This is a genomic window from Tundrisphaera lichenicola, from assembly GCF_051175385.1.
Taxonomy (GTDB): domain Bacteria; phylum Planctomycetota; class Planctomycetia; order Isosphaerales; family Isosphaeraceae; genus Tundrisphaera; species Tundrisphaera lichenicola.
The window spans coordinates 4,496,977-4,513,343 of sequence record NZ_CP195106.1; the positions used below are offsets into that span (position 1 = coordinate 4,496,977).

At 63.3% G+C, this 16,367-nt stretch carries 16 protein-coding genes; 9 read left to right on the forward strand and 7 right to left on the reverse strand.

What is annotated here, in order from left to right:
• Positions 1 to 102: 102 nt before the first annotated feature.
• Positions 103 to 744 carry a uracil-DNA glycosylase gene (locus tag P12x_RS17720; protein WP_435005755.1) on the reverse strand — a complete coding sequence of 214 codons (642 nt, stop codon included), beginning with the start codon at positions 742 to 744 and terminating at the stop codon, positions 103 to 105.
• 362 nt (positions 745 to 1,106) lie between these two features.
• Entirely contained in the window at positions 1,107 to 2,486 is a 1,380-nt protein-coding gene (locus P12x_RS17725) for a HEAT repeat domain-containing protein (protein ID WP_435005756.1), read from the reverse strand.
• 129 nt (positions 2,487 to 2,615) lie between these two features.
• On the opposite strand from P12x_RS17725, the gene P12x_RS17730 reads away from it, so the two are divergent.
• Positions 2,616 to 3,128 carry a MogA/MoaB family molybdenum cofactor biosynthesis protein gene (locus P12x_RS17730; protein WP_435005758.1) on the forward strand — a complete coding sequence of 171 codons (513 nt, stop codon included), beginning with the start codon at positions 2,616 to 2,618 and terminating at the stop codon, positions 3,126 to 3,128.
• Between the two features lie 359 nt (positions 3,129 to 3,487).
• Positions 3,488 to 4,498: a WD40 repeat domain-containing protein gene (locus P12x_RS17735; protein WP_435005760.1), complete on the forward strand. Its 1,011-nt coding sequence runs from the start codon at positions 3,488 to 3,490 to the stop codon at positions 4,496 to 4,498.
• Positions 4,499 to 4,549: 51 nt separating this feature from the next.
• Here the strand turns inward: P12x_RS17735 and P12x_RS17740 are convergent, their stop codons facing one another.
• Positions 4,550 to 5,113, reverse strand: a complete 564-nt coding sequence (locus P12x_RS17740; protein WP_435011684.1) for a peptidylprolyl isomerase — start codon at positions 5,111 to 5,113, stop codon at positions 4,550 to 4,552.
• A 668-nt stretch (positions 5,114 to 5,781) separates the two neighbouring features.
• Between P12x_RS17740 and P12x_RS17745 the strand changes: the two genes are divergently transcribed.
• Complete coding sequence (locus P12x_RS17745; RefSeq protein ID WP_435005762.1) at positions 5,782 to 7,038, forward strand: type II secretion system F family protein; 1,257 nt, start codon at positions 5,782 to 5,784, stop codon at positions 7,036 to 7,038.
• 15 nt (positions 7,039 to 7,053) lie between these two features.
• Here P12x_RS17745 and P12x_RS17750 read toward each other — a convergent pair whose 3' ends face one another.
• From P12x_RS17750 to P12x_RS17760, 3 genes are all read right to left on the reverse strand, one after another.
• On the reverse strand, positions 7,054 to 8,535 hold the full coding sequence (locus P12x_RS17750) for a purine-cytosine permease-like transporter (RefSeq protein ID WP_435005763.1): 1,482 nt from the start codon (positions 8,533 to 8,535) through the stop codon (positions 7,054 to 7,056).
• Positions 8,536 to 8,575: 40 nt separating this feature from the next.
• A complete protein-coding gene (locus P12x_RS17755) occupies positions 8,576 to 10,186 on the reverse strand; it encodes an MFS transporter (protein WP_435005765.1) in 1,611 nt (536 codons plus the stop codon).
• A gap of 232 nt (positions 10,187 to 10,418) precedes the next feature.
• On the reverse strand, positions 10,419 to 11,570 hold the full coding sequence (locus P12x_RS17760) for an acyl-CoA dehydrogenase family protein (protein ID WP_435005766.1): 1,152 nt from the start codon (positions 11,568 to 11,570) through the stop codon (positions 10,419 to 10,421).
• Between the two features lie 15 nt (positions 11,571 to 11,585).
• Between P12x_RS17760 and P12x_RS17765 the strand changes: the two genes are divergently transcribed.
• The 5 genes from P12x_RS17765 to P12x_RS17785 all read left to right on the forward strand — a co-directional run bounded on the left by P12x_RS17765 (position 11,586) and on the right by P12x_RS17785 (position 14,652).
• The gene (locus tag P12x_RS17765) at positions 11,586 to 12,461 is read left to right on the forward strand and encodes a Yip1 family protein (protein WP_435005768.1); all 876 of its coding nucleotides are present in this window, start codon (positions 11,586 to 11,588) and stop codon (positions 12,459 to 12,461) included.
• 231 nt (positions 12,462 to 12,692) lie between these two features.
• Positions 12,693 to 13,106 (forward strand): hypothetical protein, encoded by a 414-nt coding sequence (locus P12x_RS17770; RefSeq protein ID WP_435005769.1) that lies wholly within the window; start codon positions 12,693 to 12,695, stop codon positions 13,104 to 13,106.
• A 17-nt stretch (positions 13,107 to 13,123) separates the two neighbouring features.
• Positions 13,124 to 13,801 carry an HAD family hydrolase gene (locus tag P12x_RS17775; RefSeq protein ID WP_435005770.1) on the forward strand — a complete coding sequence of 226 codons (678 nt, stop codon included), beginning with the start codon at positions 13,124 to 13,126 and terminating at the stop codon, positions 13,799 to 13,801.
• Positions 13,802 to 14,045: 244 nt separating this feature from the next.
• A complete protein-coding gene (locus P12x_RS17780) occupies positions 14,046 to 14,417 on the forward strand; it encodes a VOC family protein (RefSeq protein WP_435005772.1) in 372 nt (123 codons plus the stop codon).
• A 19-nt stretch (positions 14,418 to 14,436) separates the two neighbouring features.
• Positions 14,437 to 14,652: a hypothetical protein gene (locus P12x_RS17785; protein WP_435005774.1), complete on the forward strand. Its 216-nt coding sequence runs from the start codon at positions 14,437 to 14,439 to the stop codon at positions 14,650 to 14,652.
• A 185-nt stretch (positions 14,653 to 14,837) separates the two neighbouring features.
• Here the strand turns inward: P12x_RS17785 and P12x_RS17790 are convergent, their stop codons facing one another.
• The gene (locus tag P12x_RS17790; RefSeq protein WP_435005776.1) at positions 14,838 to 15,557 is read right to left on the reverse strand and encodes a polysaccharide biosynthesis/export family protein; all 720 of its coding nucleotides are present in this window, start codon (positions 15,555 to 15,557) and stop codon (positions 14,838 to 14,840) included.
• 247 nt (positions 15,558 to 15,804) lie between these two features.
• Here P12x_RS17790 and P12x_RS17795 point away from each other — a divergent pair, with 247 nt between their 5' ends.
• Positions 15,805 to 16,059, forward strand: a complete 255-nt coding sequence (locus P12x_RS17795) for an acyl carrier protein (RefSeq protein WP_435005778.1) — start codon at positions 15,805 to 15,807, stop codon at positions 16,057 to 16,059.
• Positions 16,060 to 16,367: the final 308 nt, after the last annotated feature.

Here is a 16,367-nt window from a genome sequence, read left to right on the forward strand (position 1 = left end):
TCGGGCCTCGCCCCTCGGGTGACCGTCGGGCGAGATCTTCAGGAAGGCCGCAGTGAGGCTCCCGATCCGCGAGCGATCCACTTCTGGCTCGCGGTCATCGATTTATTCTTTCTCTTTCTTTCGGGGTGATCCCTTGAGGCCCATTGCCTGCATCAAGACCTGGAGATCTTCCCAGGTATCACGCTTCCAGGCGGGGTTTCGGAGCAAGGCCGAGGGATGATAGGTGACGATGGTGGGGATCTTACGGTAACGGTGCCACTTGTTCCTCAACCTTCCCAGCGGCAGGGCGGTTTCCAGTAGGGCCGAGGCGGCCGTCTTGCCGAGGAGGCATAAGAATTCGGGTCGAATGATGGCGATCTGCCGCTCCAGATAGGGCAGACAATGTTCGATCTCGTCGGGCAAGGGAGTTCGATTCTCGGGTGGTCGCGACTTGAGGATATTCGCGATATAAACCTCTTCGCGAGTCAGACCCATCCCCTTGGTGATCATGTCGGTCAGGAGAGCACCGGCTCGACCGATGAAGGGGCGGCCGGTCTGATCCTCGTCGGCTCCGGGTGCCTCACCGATGAACATCAGCCGTGCTGTGGGCGAGCCCTCGCCGAAGACGGTCTGGGTCCGACTACTCGCCAGATGCGGGCAACGGGCGCAGGCGGCAACCTCGCGAGCCAGGGTCTCGAGGAGTCCGGCCCGATCCCCCTCGGGCACGATGACATCGAGCGTCGGCTCGGCGAAGAGTGAGGCCACGACCGGGGGCGGGGTCGAGGGCCGTGCGACTGGGATCGGGGGCGGAGGTTCGGCCGGTCGTCTCGGTGGAGCGGGGCGAGCATCGAGCGGAGAAGCCGCCGCGGTCGAGACGCGCGATAAAACCGGGATCGATGGGAGGGGAATTCGGTCGATTCCGGCCCTTCGTAAAGCTTCCAGGCGTTGCCGAACGATCCGGATCAAAGCAAGTCGCTCGTCTTGATCCTCCATGACGCCTCATGCTTCCTTATTGCTGAGAATCAGACCGAGTTGGGATCATCGGTCGAGAATCACCGGTCGACGAACTGGCGAAGCGGGACGGGGCATCGATTGAAGCGAGGTCGCCCGACAGGGATGGATCATCATCAAGGTTGCGGGACGCGTCTCGCGGGAGCCGAATCGATCCGGAAAGACGAGGCCACCCAGCGATTCCAGGTCGCGACATCATATCCGAAGTCCTCACCCGTCATCTTGACCAGGGCGGCCAGGACCTCGGCGTTATGATGCTTGATAGAGACCATCCGGGGAGTGGGACCGCGATCCACGGTCCCGGTGTTGAGATTCGGCGCGTTCAGGGCTCCATAAGGAACCGAGGTCGCCCCGAAGCCGACCGCGCCTTGGCCAACGGCCGGAGGAGTCAGCACCGGGATCGAAATCCCTCCGTAATTGCCGACTTCGGGGGCCGGTGAGACCGCGTTGAAGCTCACATTGAAGTTGCCTGAAGAATTATTCTCGATCCCCGGCATCATGACGCGAGTTTCGACCGTCACCAGTGCCGGGACCAACTTTGGGACGGTCGAGAGGGCGTTCAGGTTGCCGAGTCCCCAGGCCGCCCGGTTGACGACCTCGGCCGAGTTCGCTCGGAGGGCGCGAGTCAGGCCGGGGACGACCTCCGACGGTGTCCGGCGGGCGATCTCGTCCATCGTGGCCTGTCGGACCTCCTCGTCGGGCTCGTTGGTGAGGCGACCGACGAGCCCCGTCGAGGCGATCGGCCCGGGGATCTTGCCCAGGATTCGCGAGGCCATGATCCGGATCGCGGGCACCGAGTCGCTACCGAGTACCCGGAGGACGGGCGAGATGGCCGCGGGTTCGACGATGGAGAGTAACCGACGCTCGGCCTCCCGCGTCCGTTCCTCGGGACCGGACAGGTAGGCGTCCCGGAGGAATCGAAGCTGCTTGATCCAGGCTGCCCCTTCGGCGGCGATGGCCTGTTCGTCCTCTTTCCTCTGCTTTTCCTCGGGCGTGATCCAGCGTCCTTTGTACTTGATGAACCCCTGGGATTCCTTCAACTCCTCGGCGTTGAGCCATCGGCCATCGCGCAGGACATGGCCGAGTTTCTCATGCGAGGGCCCGAAGGTGCTGTCGCGTTTCAGCGCGAACTCATAGTGATACCGGGCGAGGTCGGGCAGTTCATTTTCCTCGCACCAGGTTCCCAGCTCATATTCGAGTTCGGCGGTCGTCCGAGGTTTCGCCCGGCGGATCACGTACTCATCGAGCGGACTCTGCTCCGCGACGACCTGGACGATTTGCTCTTTCTTGAAGACGATCGGGGTCTTGCCGACTTCTCCGACGAAGACGAGGACGTCAGGGCGAACCTCATCGGCGACCAGTTTGCCTCGGACCTGCCCGCCACCTCGGAGGGTGATCCGGTCCGCTCGCGATTCGCCGGGTTGGAACGTCAGCCCGGCCGCTCCGAGTGCCCCGAGGACCATCAGCAGACGAGAGTGGTGGCGAGTCGTGGACATCCGTCTTATCCTCCATCCCTCGCCCCGAACCGGGGCTCAGTCTCGACTCCAACCCAATTGTAAGATCAAGAAGCGGCGAACCGCAATCACGCGGACGTCGCACAAATCTACACCCCCGAGAACCGATCGATGAACGAAATCGTCGAGCAGCACCGAGTCGAAGGCCCCCAATCGTTCCGGCTTGCCGTTCTTACCATTTCCGATACCCGGACCACGGAGACCGATAGCTCGGGAGCCTTGATCGTTGAACTGGCCGAACTGGCCCGTCATCAGGTTGTCGAACGGTCGATCATCCCCGATGAGCCTGATTTGATGCGACCACTCCTGGAGTCATACCGGGGTCGAACCGACATCCACGCCGTGCTCTTGACCGGCGGGACCGGGATCAGCCCGCGAGACCAGACCTTCGAGACCGTCTCGGCCTTGCTCACCAAGCCCCTGCCCGGTTACGGCGAACTTTTCCGGATGCTCAGCTACGCCGAGATCGGTACGGCCTGCCTGATGAGCCGGGCGGTCGGTGGACTGATGGGAGAACTGGTCGTGCTGGTCATGCCAGGATCTCGAGCGGCCGTACAACTTGCGATGTCCCGGATCATCCTCCCGGAGTTGCCGCATCTCGTGCATCAGGCCCGTAAACGTTGACGATCGCGGTGGCAATCTATTCGATTCGGACCCTCGCCGAGCTTCGAATTTCGCGGGAATGATCCAAGAAGATCCCGACTCAACCGTCCTCACTTGAGACTGGTCGCCTGGATTCATTCCGACCGAACTCATCAGGATCGGGCTGCCCGCAGTGCCTCGAATGATGAGTCCGAGAGTTGACCTGGAAAGAACTCTTAAAATATTAATCCTAATTCCTCAAATGACACTCCTCGTGCATCGAATAGCTCCGGGTCCATCCTGATGACGCGATACTCCGAGATGGCGAGGAGGACGTGATGCCGACGAAGGCTCTACGCGAGGAACCGGGATCCGGAAGGGTACGCCCGGTGGTTGGGTCGATGAGTTCGATCCTCCTCCTGGGGGGGATGCTGACCGCGGTCTACGCCGCAGTGCTGGGCGTCGAAGGGGATTATTCTTCGGCCGACGTCTCCCCGGGTCGGGAAATCGCGGGCTCGGGCCAAGGGGCGATTCATGCCCTGGCCTGGTCGCCCGACGGCTCGACCCTGGCGATCGCGGGGATCAGTCCTCGAGTCCGGCTCTGGGATCTGGCCCTGGGTAGCGTGCAATCGATCGAGACCGGCGTGAAGTCGGCGTTCCATGCGACACAGACGATTTGCTGGTCGCCCGATGGCCGGACTCTCTCGTTGGGGGATCGAGACGGGTCGGTCTCGCGGTGGGATCTGGAATCGTGCCGACAGATTCCCCTGCCGACGGAAAGCCGATTTAAGGTCGTGGCCACGGCCTGGTCCGCCGATGGCCGGTACTTAGCCAGGAGCGATCGTTCCGGCGGGGCCGAGATCCTGGATCTGGCCACCGGCTCGACACGCCGGCTTCCCGCGAGGTCGTCGGGTCATTTCCGAGCCCTGATATTCTCGCCGGATGGGAAGTTCCTCCTCTCTGGCGAGAGTTCCGGGCGGGTCGGAGTCTGGGATTTGGCGACGGCTGAGCTGAGGTTCGAGATGAGCAGCCTGACGACCGGGATGATCCATCTGGCCTATGCGCCCGACGGTCGGTCGTTCGCATCGTGCGGGGTGTTCGGTCCGATCCAGGTCTGGAATTCCACCAATGGCGAGGAACGGATCGCGATCGGACCGGACGTGGGCTGCTTCACGGCGATCACTTACTCGCCCGATAGCCGATGGCTGGCGAGCGCGCGGTGGGATGGGTCCATCCGGATCTGGGAGTTGGCGACGGGCCGGGAAATTCGGCATTTCCAGAATCCCGAGAGCCAGGTCATGACCCTGGCCTGGTCGCCCGATGGTCGGATCCTCGCCTCGGGGGCGTTCGATGGGACGGTCCGACGATGGGACCTGACCGATCTGATCACGATGGCCCTCGCCGCCCGGTGAATCTCGCGATCCGGACCGGCCGAGGAGGGCCATCTCTCTGGAAGCCGGGGCTCACTTACGCTTGATGCTCTTCATGTAGACCGGCTTGACGGGCACGTCGCTGTGAGGACCCTTGGTCGTGGTCCGTTCCTTGGCGATCGCGTCGACGACGTTCATCCCGTCGGTCACCTTGCCGAAGACGGCATAGCCCGGGCGCCCCCCCTGGCTGTTGAGGAAATCGTTGTCGATCAGGTTGATGAAAAATTGAGAGGTGGCCGAGTCGGGATCGTTGGTCCGGGCCATGGCCAGCGTCCCTCGCGTGTTGGGCAGGCCGTTGCTGCTCTCATTCCGGATCGGCGCGTGTTGCTTGCCTTTCTCGGACATCTTCGCGTCGAATCCGCCCCCCTGGACCATGAATCCGGGGATGACCCGGTGGAAGATCAGGTTGTCGTAATACCCTTCATCGACGTACTTCAAGAAGTTCGCGACGGTGATCGGCGCGTTCTTGGCATCGAGCTCGATCGTGACGGGACCGGCACTCGTCTCCATGACGACGACCGGCTTGTCGTCGGCGGCCAGGGTGGTCGTCGCCAGGGCGAGCAGGCCGAGCGAGGTGAAGGCAAAAGTACGCAGCAGCTGGGTGATCATGCGTGGTTCTCGGGTCATGGCCGTAGTCGAACTCCTCGGTGAAATCTCGGTTGATGGCGCCGGGTCGGTGGCGATCGTCGAGAGTTTCGCAATGTAGCAGAGGCTCGATTCTCCTGTCGAGCATCGGGAGCACTCCAGGGCCTTCCGAGATTGGCCCGAAATACGGAAGGTCTCCCTCCGGCCAGGCTCGCCCTTCGCGATCGGGCATGCTCCGACCGGGATGAACCCCAGAATGCGCCGGCGACCCATCGGAACCTTCCGAAATTCTTCCGGATGTTATGCAGGATGGCCTCGCCTGATCGCGAACATGTAGGATGGTGCCCATCCGGCAAGTACCAACCCTGAGGGGGGAAGACTGTGGGAGAAGTCATCTCCGCCTTGGGTTCGTTTTTTCCAGGGCACGTTCAGGGAGCGTATGAAAGATGACGTTTAGGAAAAACGGGTAAAATGGTGGGTCTGTTGTGTGGCTAAACACGTCGTTTGATCGTTTCGTCGCTTCTCATCCGGCTCTCAGGCTTGGGTTCGTTTTTTCCGGGAGAGGTCAGACGGAGTCGATCCCTGCTTCGTTGCCAAGACATGCCGGGTCCCTGATAATGATTTCGTGTCGCATCCGAGGGTGTTCGATAGGCCGATCCTGGCCAGAGGGGGAGGGTTCGATGAGCACCGAAGCTGAAGGACCCCTGCCGCCGAGGCGGCCCAGGCAGAAGCCTCTACCGACCACGCTGGCCGAAGGGCAGGAGACCTTTCAACCGGCCTCGAAGCCCTCGGCGAAGCCGAAGAAACCCCGTTCGACCCTGGACGAGCCGATTCCGATCGTATCTGGTGGCCCGAACTACTTCGAGCGTCTGTTCTTCGGGAAAGTCAGCACCGGACACCTGGCCAGCTTCTGCGGTCAGTTCGCCACCTATCAAGATGCGGGAGTCGACATCCTCCGGTCGCTGGCGAGCCTCCGGAAGCAATTCGCGAGGACCGCCCTGGGTCCGGTCATTGGGCGGATCGAAGTCTCGGTCAAGGGGGGGGAATCCGTCGCCTCGGCGATGGCTCGCGAGCCCCAGGCGTTCGACCGCCTTTGCGTCAGCATGATGAAGGTAGCCGAGGCTCGGGGTGGAGAGCCCGAGACGCTCCGGAGCCTAGCCCGGCATTATGAGGCCAAACAGCGGATGATCCGCCAGGCTCGATCGGCGATGATCTACCCTTCGATCGTCCTGTTCGTCGCCACCTGCGTCGTCCTGCTGCTGACCATCTTCGTGATCCCCAAGATGGTCGAGTTCATCGCCGACTCCATGCGGGGTCGATCGGTGGTCCTGCCCTGGCCCACTCGGGTCCTGATGGCGATCAGCGACTTCATGACCTCGGTGGGTTGGTGGGCCGTCCCGGCGGGGCTCGTTGCGGGATTCTTCGGGGCGATCTGGTGGTATCGGACCCCGGCCGGCAAGGTCATGCTAGATGCCTTGAGCCTCTACGTCCCGATCCTGGGCGGACTCCGACGGAAGATCGAGACCACCCGATTCGCCCGGACGTTGGGTTCGTTATTGCACGCGGGCGTCGACGTCAGCTCTTCGCTCCGCCTGACCGCAGACGTGGTGAACCTCTCCTCATTCCGGAGGGCCATCAACGGGGCCCGGGCCCTGGTCAGCGGCGGTTCGGAGCTGGGCGAGGCGATCTCGGCGAGCGGCTGCTTCCCATATGAAGTCGTCGCCCGGATCGATGCCGGGGAGGAGAGCGGCAAGCTCCCCGAGTCGCTCCACAAGCTGGCCGACGATTACGAGGAGCAGGTCGAATACACCGTCAAGAACCTCGGGAATCTGCTCCAGCCGATCTTGCTGGTCGGGCTGGGCGGCGTGGTCCTGTTTATCGTCCTCGGTGTCATCTTGGCATATCTGCAAATGCTCACGTCCGCTACCTCGTTCTGACCGGTCGCCCGGCCTTCACGGCGAGGCCCGCCTCGCCGACGGGTCGGGGGCCGACTCCATCCGGCAGGCCCCGAGGATCTCGTAGGCGAGATAGGCGGCGATGAAGGCCGCCAGGGCGGCGGGCCGGAGCTGGGCGAGGCGGCCGGAGCCGAGGAGGTTGGCCAAGATCGGGGCCATCCCGATCGCCAGGCCAATCGACCAGGCGATCAGCCCGGCCGGGTTGATCCCGGCCCGAGGTCCGGGCCAGACCCCGCGTTGCCGACGATAATCGGCCGCCATGGCGCCGGCGGCCGGCGCGAAGACCGCTCCCAGCACGTTGAAGATCGTCTCCGGCCTGTCCGGCCACTCCCCCACGATCAGGAGCCAGGCGGTGAAGGTTCCCATCAACATCCAGACCAGTTTGGGGATGCCCGGGCCGATCGCCGCGAACCGATCGCCGAAGACGAACGAGGCATAGACCGCCGGGGCCAGCGAGGCCAATCCGAAGACCAGCATCATCAGGCCCGAAACCCTCCTGTCGAATCCCCCCGACAGGACCGAGCGGAACGTATCGACCGGGGCGGCGGGCAGGCCGGCGGGGTCGGTCAGCTCCTGGATCGTCGAGCGGGAGGAAGAGGATAGGTCCGCGACCCTCGACTCCTCGACCGAGCCTCGATGACCGGCGATCGCGATCAGGGCCAGGGCCGAGATGACCACAGGGGCCAATCCCATGCCCAACCAGCCGCCGATCTTGACGTCTCGATCGGTCAGGCTTCCTGCCCCCCAGTCGGCCCCCATCAGCCCGGCGAGAGCACCGTAGGCGAAGACCCACTGAAACGTGAGAAGGAAGGCCATCGGGCTCCCCACTTCGGGAGTTACGACCTGGGAGGTCACCGGATCGACGCCCGACGGGATGAAGTAGCGGAGCCCGCCGAGCATCGCCAGCATCGACGCTCCCAGCAGGACGCCCGGGAAGATCGGGAAGAACTGCATCAGGTAGGCGATCCATCGGACGAAACGGAAGCTGACCAGGGTCGTTGCCACCGCCCAGAAGAGGGTGGTCGCCAGGACCAGGGGGGGCTTGATCGTCGCCCCGCCGTAGTCGACCGGGCGGAGGACCCGGGGGTCGATCAATCGGAGGGAGGCCAGCCCGTGAAAGGTCAGGTCGACCGCGTAGCCGACCGCGACGGCGAACACGACGACCTGCCCGATCCCGACGAGGAGGCCCGGGACCAGCGCCGAGCCCTTCGAGCCGAAGGTCGAGGCCGAGACGACCGAGAGCCCCCCGCCGACCTGCCGGCCCCAACGAGCTGGGATCCGGAAGAGGAGCAGGTAGCCGACGGGACCGGCGATGGCCGCTCCCAGGAGCGACCAGCCCAGCCCGCCGACGGGCAAGGCCCGCCGGCCGATCTGGTCGAAGAATGCCACCCAGAGGAACACGCCGATGTAGACCGGAGCCAGTCCGGTCTGCCAGGGTTTCGGCTCGACGACCGAACCCGGCCTGGGGATGCTCGACATGGAATCGGGTGTTCCTCGGGTGTCCAGGGAAGGGGTTCTGTCAGAACTCGGCCGGGCCCACGGCCCCGCCGGTCATCAACAGTTCCTCTTCCTTATCGGAGATGATGACCTGGGGCTTGTATCCGCCCTTGGACCGGAAATACAAGATCAGGCCCAGATAACAGACCAACATGATGACCGGAAAGATCGCCGTCGTCACCAGGACATTCCGCTTGGCGGCATCCTGGATCGCGGTGACTTCGGCCTTCGGGCCTTCCGCCAGGGCCTCGACCTTGTTCGGGTCGACCGCCCGGTACTCGCCGAAGACGCTCTGCTTGGGCGGGTTGATCACCTTTTCATAGACGGCCGGGTTGGCCGAGGCGAGGTCCCGGTCGACCTTGGTGTCCTGGATGAAACCCTGGAACGGGGCCCCCAGAACGCCGACGGCCAGCATCCCGAGCCCGCCCAGGGTGTTGAGCGTCAAGGCTCCCCCCTTCGGAAATTGCTCGGCGGCCACGCCCAGCATCGTCGGCCAGAAGAAGGCCTTGCCCAGGCCGTAGAGCGTCGCCGCCAGGAGGATCGTCACGCCCGTCGAGCGGGACAGGAAGATCAGGCCCGCCGCCGCGATCGCCGAACTCACGCAGAGCAGTCCCAGCGGGGAAAGCTTGTGAACGATCGGCCCGGCGAAGAATCGGAGGATCAGCATGATGAGCGACGTATAGACCAGGACCCAGCCGCCCGAGATGCCGAAGTCCTTGATCATCACCGGCTCCATCAGCGGCGAGATCCAGCTATCGGTACCCAGCTCGGTCGTGGCCAGCGGGATCATGATCAGCATCAGAAGGATGAACATCGGTTGGCCGGGGGCGAACCCGATGTAGGCCCCATATCCGATCACCAGGGCCGCCCAGGCGACGAGCTGGACCGCGAGGCTCAGGGCGAACACGTCGCCGATCTGCCGGACGATCATCGCGACGATAATCGCCGCCCCGATCACGCCGACTTCCTTGAGCATCGCCTTGAAGGAAACGCCCGCCGTGACCCGCTCGCTGACCGGGAACGTCCGGCCGAACATCAGGACGGCGTAGGCGAGGACAGGCAGGAAGATCAGGCCCACCTTATACTGCCAGCCCACGCCGCCCATCAGCAGGGCGATGATCCCGCCCAGGACCAGCCCGCCGGGCCATCCCGCGTGGAGCATGTTCAGGTATTTGGTCTTCTCGCGCGGGAACAGGTTGGCCACGACGGGGTTGGCCACCGCCTCGACCGTGCCGTTGCCCAGGGCCAGGATGAAGGTGCTGAAGTAGAGCAGGTTATAAGCCTGTTCGTTGGTCGTGACGAGCCTCGGCGTGAGGATCGTCAGGACGGCCGAGCTGACGTGGCAGACGAACGCGAAGATCATCGCCTTGCCGTAGCCGATCTTGTCGATGATCAGGCTGAAGACGACGATGCTGATCGCGAACGGCCAGAGGCCCACGCCGTTGATCTTGCCGACCTCGGTCTCGCCCAGGCCGTACTCGCGGGCCCAGTCGCCCACGATCTGCGAGCGGATGATGAAGCCGAACGCCGTCGCGACGATCGACATGAAGCAGGCCCAGAAGAGCAACTTTTCGTTCAGGCCCGGGGCCTTGGCCGCAGGGGCCCCGGAGAATTCTCGATCGATCGGGTCCATGGGAGCCGGTCCCCTCTTCGGACGGGTGATGTTGACGACAGGGTCGGTTCGGTGCTCGCCCGGCCTCGACGATCCGCCGAGAACGCGACATCCGGCCGGTGGTCCGGCGGGTGTCCGTCCATCCTCGGGCGACCCTTCGAGCTATCGGCGGGGCTGATCCTTGATAACCGACCGGACCGGCCGTTTCCAGGGGTGAGCGGCCGGGATTTAAGAGGGGTGCCGATCCTGACGATCAGAGCCCCAACTCCCGGGCAATGATGTTCTTCTGGATATCGTTCGTCCCCGAATAGATCAGGCTGCCGATCCCGTCGCGGAGGTCTCGCTCGATCCCCGTCTCGGTCACATAACCGGACGCCCCGAAGATCTGGACCGCGTCCAGGCCGTTCTTGACCAGGCAGTCCGAGACGTGGAGCTTGGCCAGCGCGGCGTCCATCGTGGCATCCTTCCCGTTCGCCTTCAGCCAGCCTATCTTGTAGACCAGCGGGCGGCAGGTTTCCAGCCGGAGCTTCATCTCCACGATCCGGTGGGCGACCGCCTGGAATTTGCCGATCGGCTGGCCGAACTGTCTCCGCTTCCGGGCATGCCCGATGCACCGCTCCAACTGTCGGCGCATCGTCCCCAGCCCGGCCGCCAGGATCGACCCGCGCTCCCACTCCATCGAGGCGTTGAACACCTCGGCCCCCCGCCCTTCCCGGCCCAGGAGCGCATCTGCTGGGAGGCGGCACCCTTCGAAGGCCAGTTCCCCCATCGGGACCGTCCGGACGCCGAGCTTGGGGATCTCGCGAACCACCCGGAACCCCGGCGCGTCCTTCGGGACGATGAAGGCCGAGATCCCCATCACGCCGCGTTCCGGAGCCGTCGAGGCATAGCAGACGAACAGGTCGGCCACCGGCCCGCTGGTCACCCAGGTCTTCCCGCCATCCAGGACCCATTCCCCATTCTCGCGTCTGGCTCGGGCCTTCATGCTGAAGATGTCGGAGCCCGCCTCCGGCTCGCTCGCCCCGTTGGCCCCGACGGTCGAGCCGTCGCAGAGGCCCGGCAAGTATCTCCGACGTTGTTCCTCGGTCCCATGCAGCAGGATCGGGATCGCAACGGTCCACATCGAGGCGTTCATCGAGAAGATCAGGCCGTTGTCGGGGCAGGCGTAGCCCAGTCCTTCCATCGCGGCGATGGTCTCGGGGAGTCCAAGCCCCTTGCCCCCAAACTCGGCGGGGATCGGCAATCCCTGGATTCCGAACCGGGCACATCGCCGCCAGCCTTCCCGCCAGAATTCCCGACGCTCGTCGCGATCGGGCAGGTCGAGGTCTTCGAGCAACTCCTCGCGGGCGAACCGGATCGCGGCCTCTTGCCAGGCGGCCTGGGTCTCGGTCAGGGCGAAATCCATGAAGCCTCCTCCTTGATGGACATCGAACAGGCATCGATCAGAACCATACTCCAGCTCACCCGGCTGGTCGATCCGGTTTGCACGCCACGGCGATCCATCGGCTTACGCCTACATCGAAATCATGGTCGCAATGTCACGAATCTGATAGGTTGCTTGAGGTCTCCTCGGCCCATCAATAATCTGGCCCGGATCGAGGGTCATGTCGTGAGCGATTCCGAATTCGATCACTACCGCCCACCTTTCAGTCCGGTCGGGAAGGCCCGAACTGTCGAGCCAGGAGCCGAGGTCATCGAGCGTAGTCCCTGGTTGACGATCTGGACCAGTCCCCGTCAAACGATCCGGAAAATCGTAGTGTCGGATCCGGATCGAGGGGTGATGGCGATCGGCGTCGTGATGGGCTTTTGCATGTGCTTGAACCTGGCCAGTCGTTATAGCCTGGGAGATCGCATTTCCTTCACGTGGATCGTACCTGGTTGTCTCGCGATGGGGGCCATCGTCGGTCCGCTCTCCTTGCAGATCTTCGGTGATGGGGCCTGGCGGATCGGGGACTGGCTGGGCGGCCGAGGATCTCGAAGAAGTGCCGTGGCGGCCGTTGCCTGGGGAAACGTTCCGATCTTATGGGGTCTGGTCGGTTGGGCCCTGCTGATCGGAACCTTTGGTCCCGGCAACTTCGAGTCGAGCGGATTTGATTTCCTTGACCCGGCACAAGGCGAGGAACTGGAGCTGGGGATTCTCCTCGTGTCGATCCTCCAGACCGTGGCTTCCTTCGCCCTGACGACGAACACCCTCGCGGAGGTTCACCAGATTTCACTCCGCCGAGGATTTGCCATCTTGGTGCTCTGGAACCTCATGGTTCTGATCTTCGCCATCGGACTGGGCTATCTGATCTGAAGCCTCGGCGGCCGCAAGTTCATCCAGGGTTTGCCGTTGACTTGCGATCGACTCCGCCTGAATCTCGGCCTTTATGGAGCCGTCCAGCTCGACCTGATCGACGATCGGAACGCTCGGACCGACGCCGGCTTTGGGTGGCGCGAAGCACGGGATGGCTTCGCGTCGTCGGAGGCAGCTTCAGGGATCCTGAAATATGGCCTCGAAGTTGCATCTCGATACGGAGTTTCACGTATGGTACCGCAGCGACGTCGTGCCCGCCGGACCTTGGTCTATGCCTGGGCCGCCCCGACAACACTGGTCGGCCTGACTGCTGGGGCCTTGACCCTGGTGACTGGGGGCAAGGTCCAGGTCCGCCGGGGAGCCCTGGAGTTTCACGGCGGGTTTGCTCGCTGGCTCCTGGAGCATCGGCGGGTCCGGGCCTCGGCCATGACGCTGGGCCACGCGATCCTCGGTCGGGACACCCATTGTTTGGACTCTTGCCGGGACCACGAACAGGCCCATGTCCGGCAGGTCGAGCGGTGGGGCGTGGCGTTCCTCCCGGCCTACCTTCTCGCCAGCGCCTGGGCATCGGCCCGGGGACGACACTACTACCTGGACAACTGGTTCGAGGTCGATGCTCGGCGAGCCTGCGGCGACGACTTCTGAATTGAAATGAGGCAACCATGATCGAGGCCGTCATTTTCGACGTCGACGGGACCCTGATCGACACCGTCGATGACCATGCGCGGGCCTGGCTCTGGGCCTTCGCCCGCCACGGTCACGACATCCCTTTTGAGGATATCCGCGCCCAGATCGGCAAGGGCGGCGACCAGCTGATGCCCGTCTTCCTGCTGCCCGAGGAAGTCGAGCACATCGGCGAGACGCTCTCCGAGGAACGCGATACCTTCTTCAGGGATGAATATCTCCCCCACATCCGGCCCTTCCCGATGGTCCGCGAGCTATTCGAGCGGATCAAGGCCGATGGCAAGCGCATCGTCCTGGCCTCCTCGGCCAAGGAAGACGAACTGGAGCGATACAAGAAGGTCGCCCAGATCGAGGATCTGATCGAGGATTCGACAAGCTCGGACGATGCCGAGAAGTCGAAGCCCCATCCGGACATCTTCCAGGCCGCACTGGCCCGACTGGGCGACATCAACCCGGCTCGCGTCATCGTCGTCGGCGACACTCCTTGGGACGTCCAGGCGGCAAAAAAGGCCGGCTTGAAGACAATCGGCCTGCTCTGCGGCGGCTTCGCCGAGATCGACCTCCGCGACGACGGGGCCGTGGCAATCTTCCTCAGCCCGGCCGACCTGCTGGCGAAGTACGACGAATCCCCCCTGGCTGCCAAGGCGGATGCATGATCGAATCGACGGGGGTTTCCTTTCCCGGCGATCGTCGGCAGCCCTCGATGAAACGGGGTCTAATCCCGACGGCGAGCCATCCGGGCCAATGGGGGTGTCCTGATCTGGGACTTGTAGTCGCGATCCGAGCTTGGGGGCAGACCTCAAGTCCCTGAACTATCCGAGCGGCCGGGCCTTGCCCGATGCCGATCGTCGTGACCTGTTCCTTCTGGATCGCCTGAATTCCTCGGGGAAGTGAACGAACATGATCTTAGGCCTGAGAACGGTAATCTATCGGGTGGGAGACCTCGAACGGGCGAAGGCCTGGTATCGCGAGGTCTTCGCGACCGCCCCTTATTTCGACGAGCCGTTTTATGTTGGCTTCAATATCGGCGGCTACGAACTCGGTCTCGACCCAGACTTGACGGTAGGACCACCCGGTCCCGGGGGTTCAGTCGCTTACTGGGGTGTCGAGGCGATCACCTCGGCATTCGAACGATTCGTCGGGCTTGGCGCGGCGGTCGTCTCGCCCATCAAAGAAGTGGGAGGCGGCATCCGGGTGGCCAGCGTCGCCGACCCGTTCGGAAACATCATCGGCCTGATCGAGAATCCCCACTTCAAGTTGCCGGTTGACTGAATGAAAGACCGCGGAAACTTTGACTGCCGAGTCGACGCATCTCGATGCTCCAACTCCCGAGGCCCATCTGGCTCTGGGCAATTGGTTCATGGTCCGGTTCATCAAGGGGAAGTGGAAGACCTGGGAGAAGAAGCTGGCCGACCGACTGGCTCCCGAGCTCAAAATCCTACCGATGCGAGACGCCTGCTCCTGGGATTCCAGGATCCAGCAGAAGGACATCGCCACCTCCCGATGACCCCCGAAGACACGACAAGGGTGGGCAAGATTGCCGGGGAAGACCTCCCCGACGCGCTCATCGGCTGGGCTCGCGAGTCCGCCGCCGTCGAAGAACCGTTGACGAACTATTGATCATCGAGAAATGAAGGTTGGCCGATCCATCGAACGTATCGTCCGATGAAACGGCCACCGTTTTTCTCTGGTTTACATCCCGAACAGCGAGCCGAGGAGCCCAGGCGGTCGGCCACCCGGGACGACCAGTCGGTCGCCGGGGAAGATCTGGTAATTGGTCATGGTATCTCCCCGCTGGGTGATCCCTTCCCAGTCGATCTTGAGGATCTGATCGTTGCCATTAGGCGGGTGGGGGCGGACCAGATAGGCCTTTTCGGGCTGGCTATTCGAGCGGAGCCCGGCGGCGAGGATCGCCTCCAGGACGGTCTCATTGCCGGCGATCGGGAATCGCCCCTGGGTCGTGACCGAGCCGATCACGTAGTAATACTTGCTTTGACTGCCATTGAGGAGCCGGATCGAGACCTCCACGGGATCGCGGAGCTTTTTGCGCTGGGCGATCGGGTCGAGGTGCTCGGCCACCTTCTGCTCGGCCTGGGCGAGCGTCAGGCCGGAAAGGTAGACGTCCCCGGCAAATCCCAGATCAACCACTCCATCGGCCTGGACGATCGCGGTCGTGAGCGGCAACTCCATCGAAGCAGGCCGGACCGAGATCTCCAACTCGTCGGGCGGCTCGATAATGTACGGCGGCATCGAGACCATCTCCAGCTCTTTCGGCTGATGTGGGTCGACGATACCCGGCTGTTGTTTGTGCTTGCCGACTAGCCCGCAGCCGGCGGTCAATCCAGTGAAGGCCAGCAGTGCAATCACCCCGAACCGTTGTCTTGCCCGGGCCGAAGCCATCCATGCGATCATCGGCCGTGATCCTCTAAGAGTCGAGGCGGTCCTCGTCCTGCTCCGGGGACCGAGAGTGGTCATCGGCGGACGAGAGATGCCGATGACCTGGCGGCCCTTGACGATTAGATCGGTCTCGACGATCCGACGACTTGACATAAATGCCAGGATTGACCCGAAAGTCGGGGATTGGTAAGGTCGCCGTATCAGGGGAAAACCCGAGAAAATCGGCGATTTTCGCCGGTCCCGTCGCGACAAGGAGGTTCCGATGGAAGAGATACGCTCGGCCGTCCATGGTTACATCCTCGACCAGTTCCTCCCGGGCGAGGACCCCGCGGAACTGACCGATCAAACCCCGCTGATCACCGGCGGAATCCTCGACTCGATCAGGACACTCAAGCTGGTGGTCTTCCTGGAAGATCGGTTTGGAGTAACCGTGGAGGCCCACGAGGCCGGCGTCGAGAACCTCGACTCGGTCGACCAGATCTCGAAGCTCATCGCCCGGAAGAAGGCGGCGGCCTGAATCGGGGAGCATTCGGGGGGCTGAGCTGGATCGGCCCGACGTGGCTGATGGGGATCGCGGTGCGGCATCCATTGGGGCGCGTGAAGACCACCTGATTTTCGAAGATAGCGATCAACACCCCCGGCTCGAGATTGTCTCCGAAATAGCTCGACGAGGAGCCGAGCGGCTTGATCCCGTGCATGTTGCGATTTTGTTTCCCATGGATCATCAAAAATTCAAAATTTGGTAGTTAGAGGAAATTCTTCGCATTGATCATGTCGCTCGATTAATGTCAATCGCCATAAATCACCTGCTTGATGCATGCATGG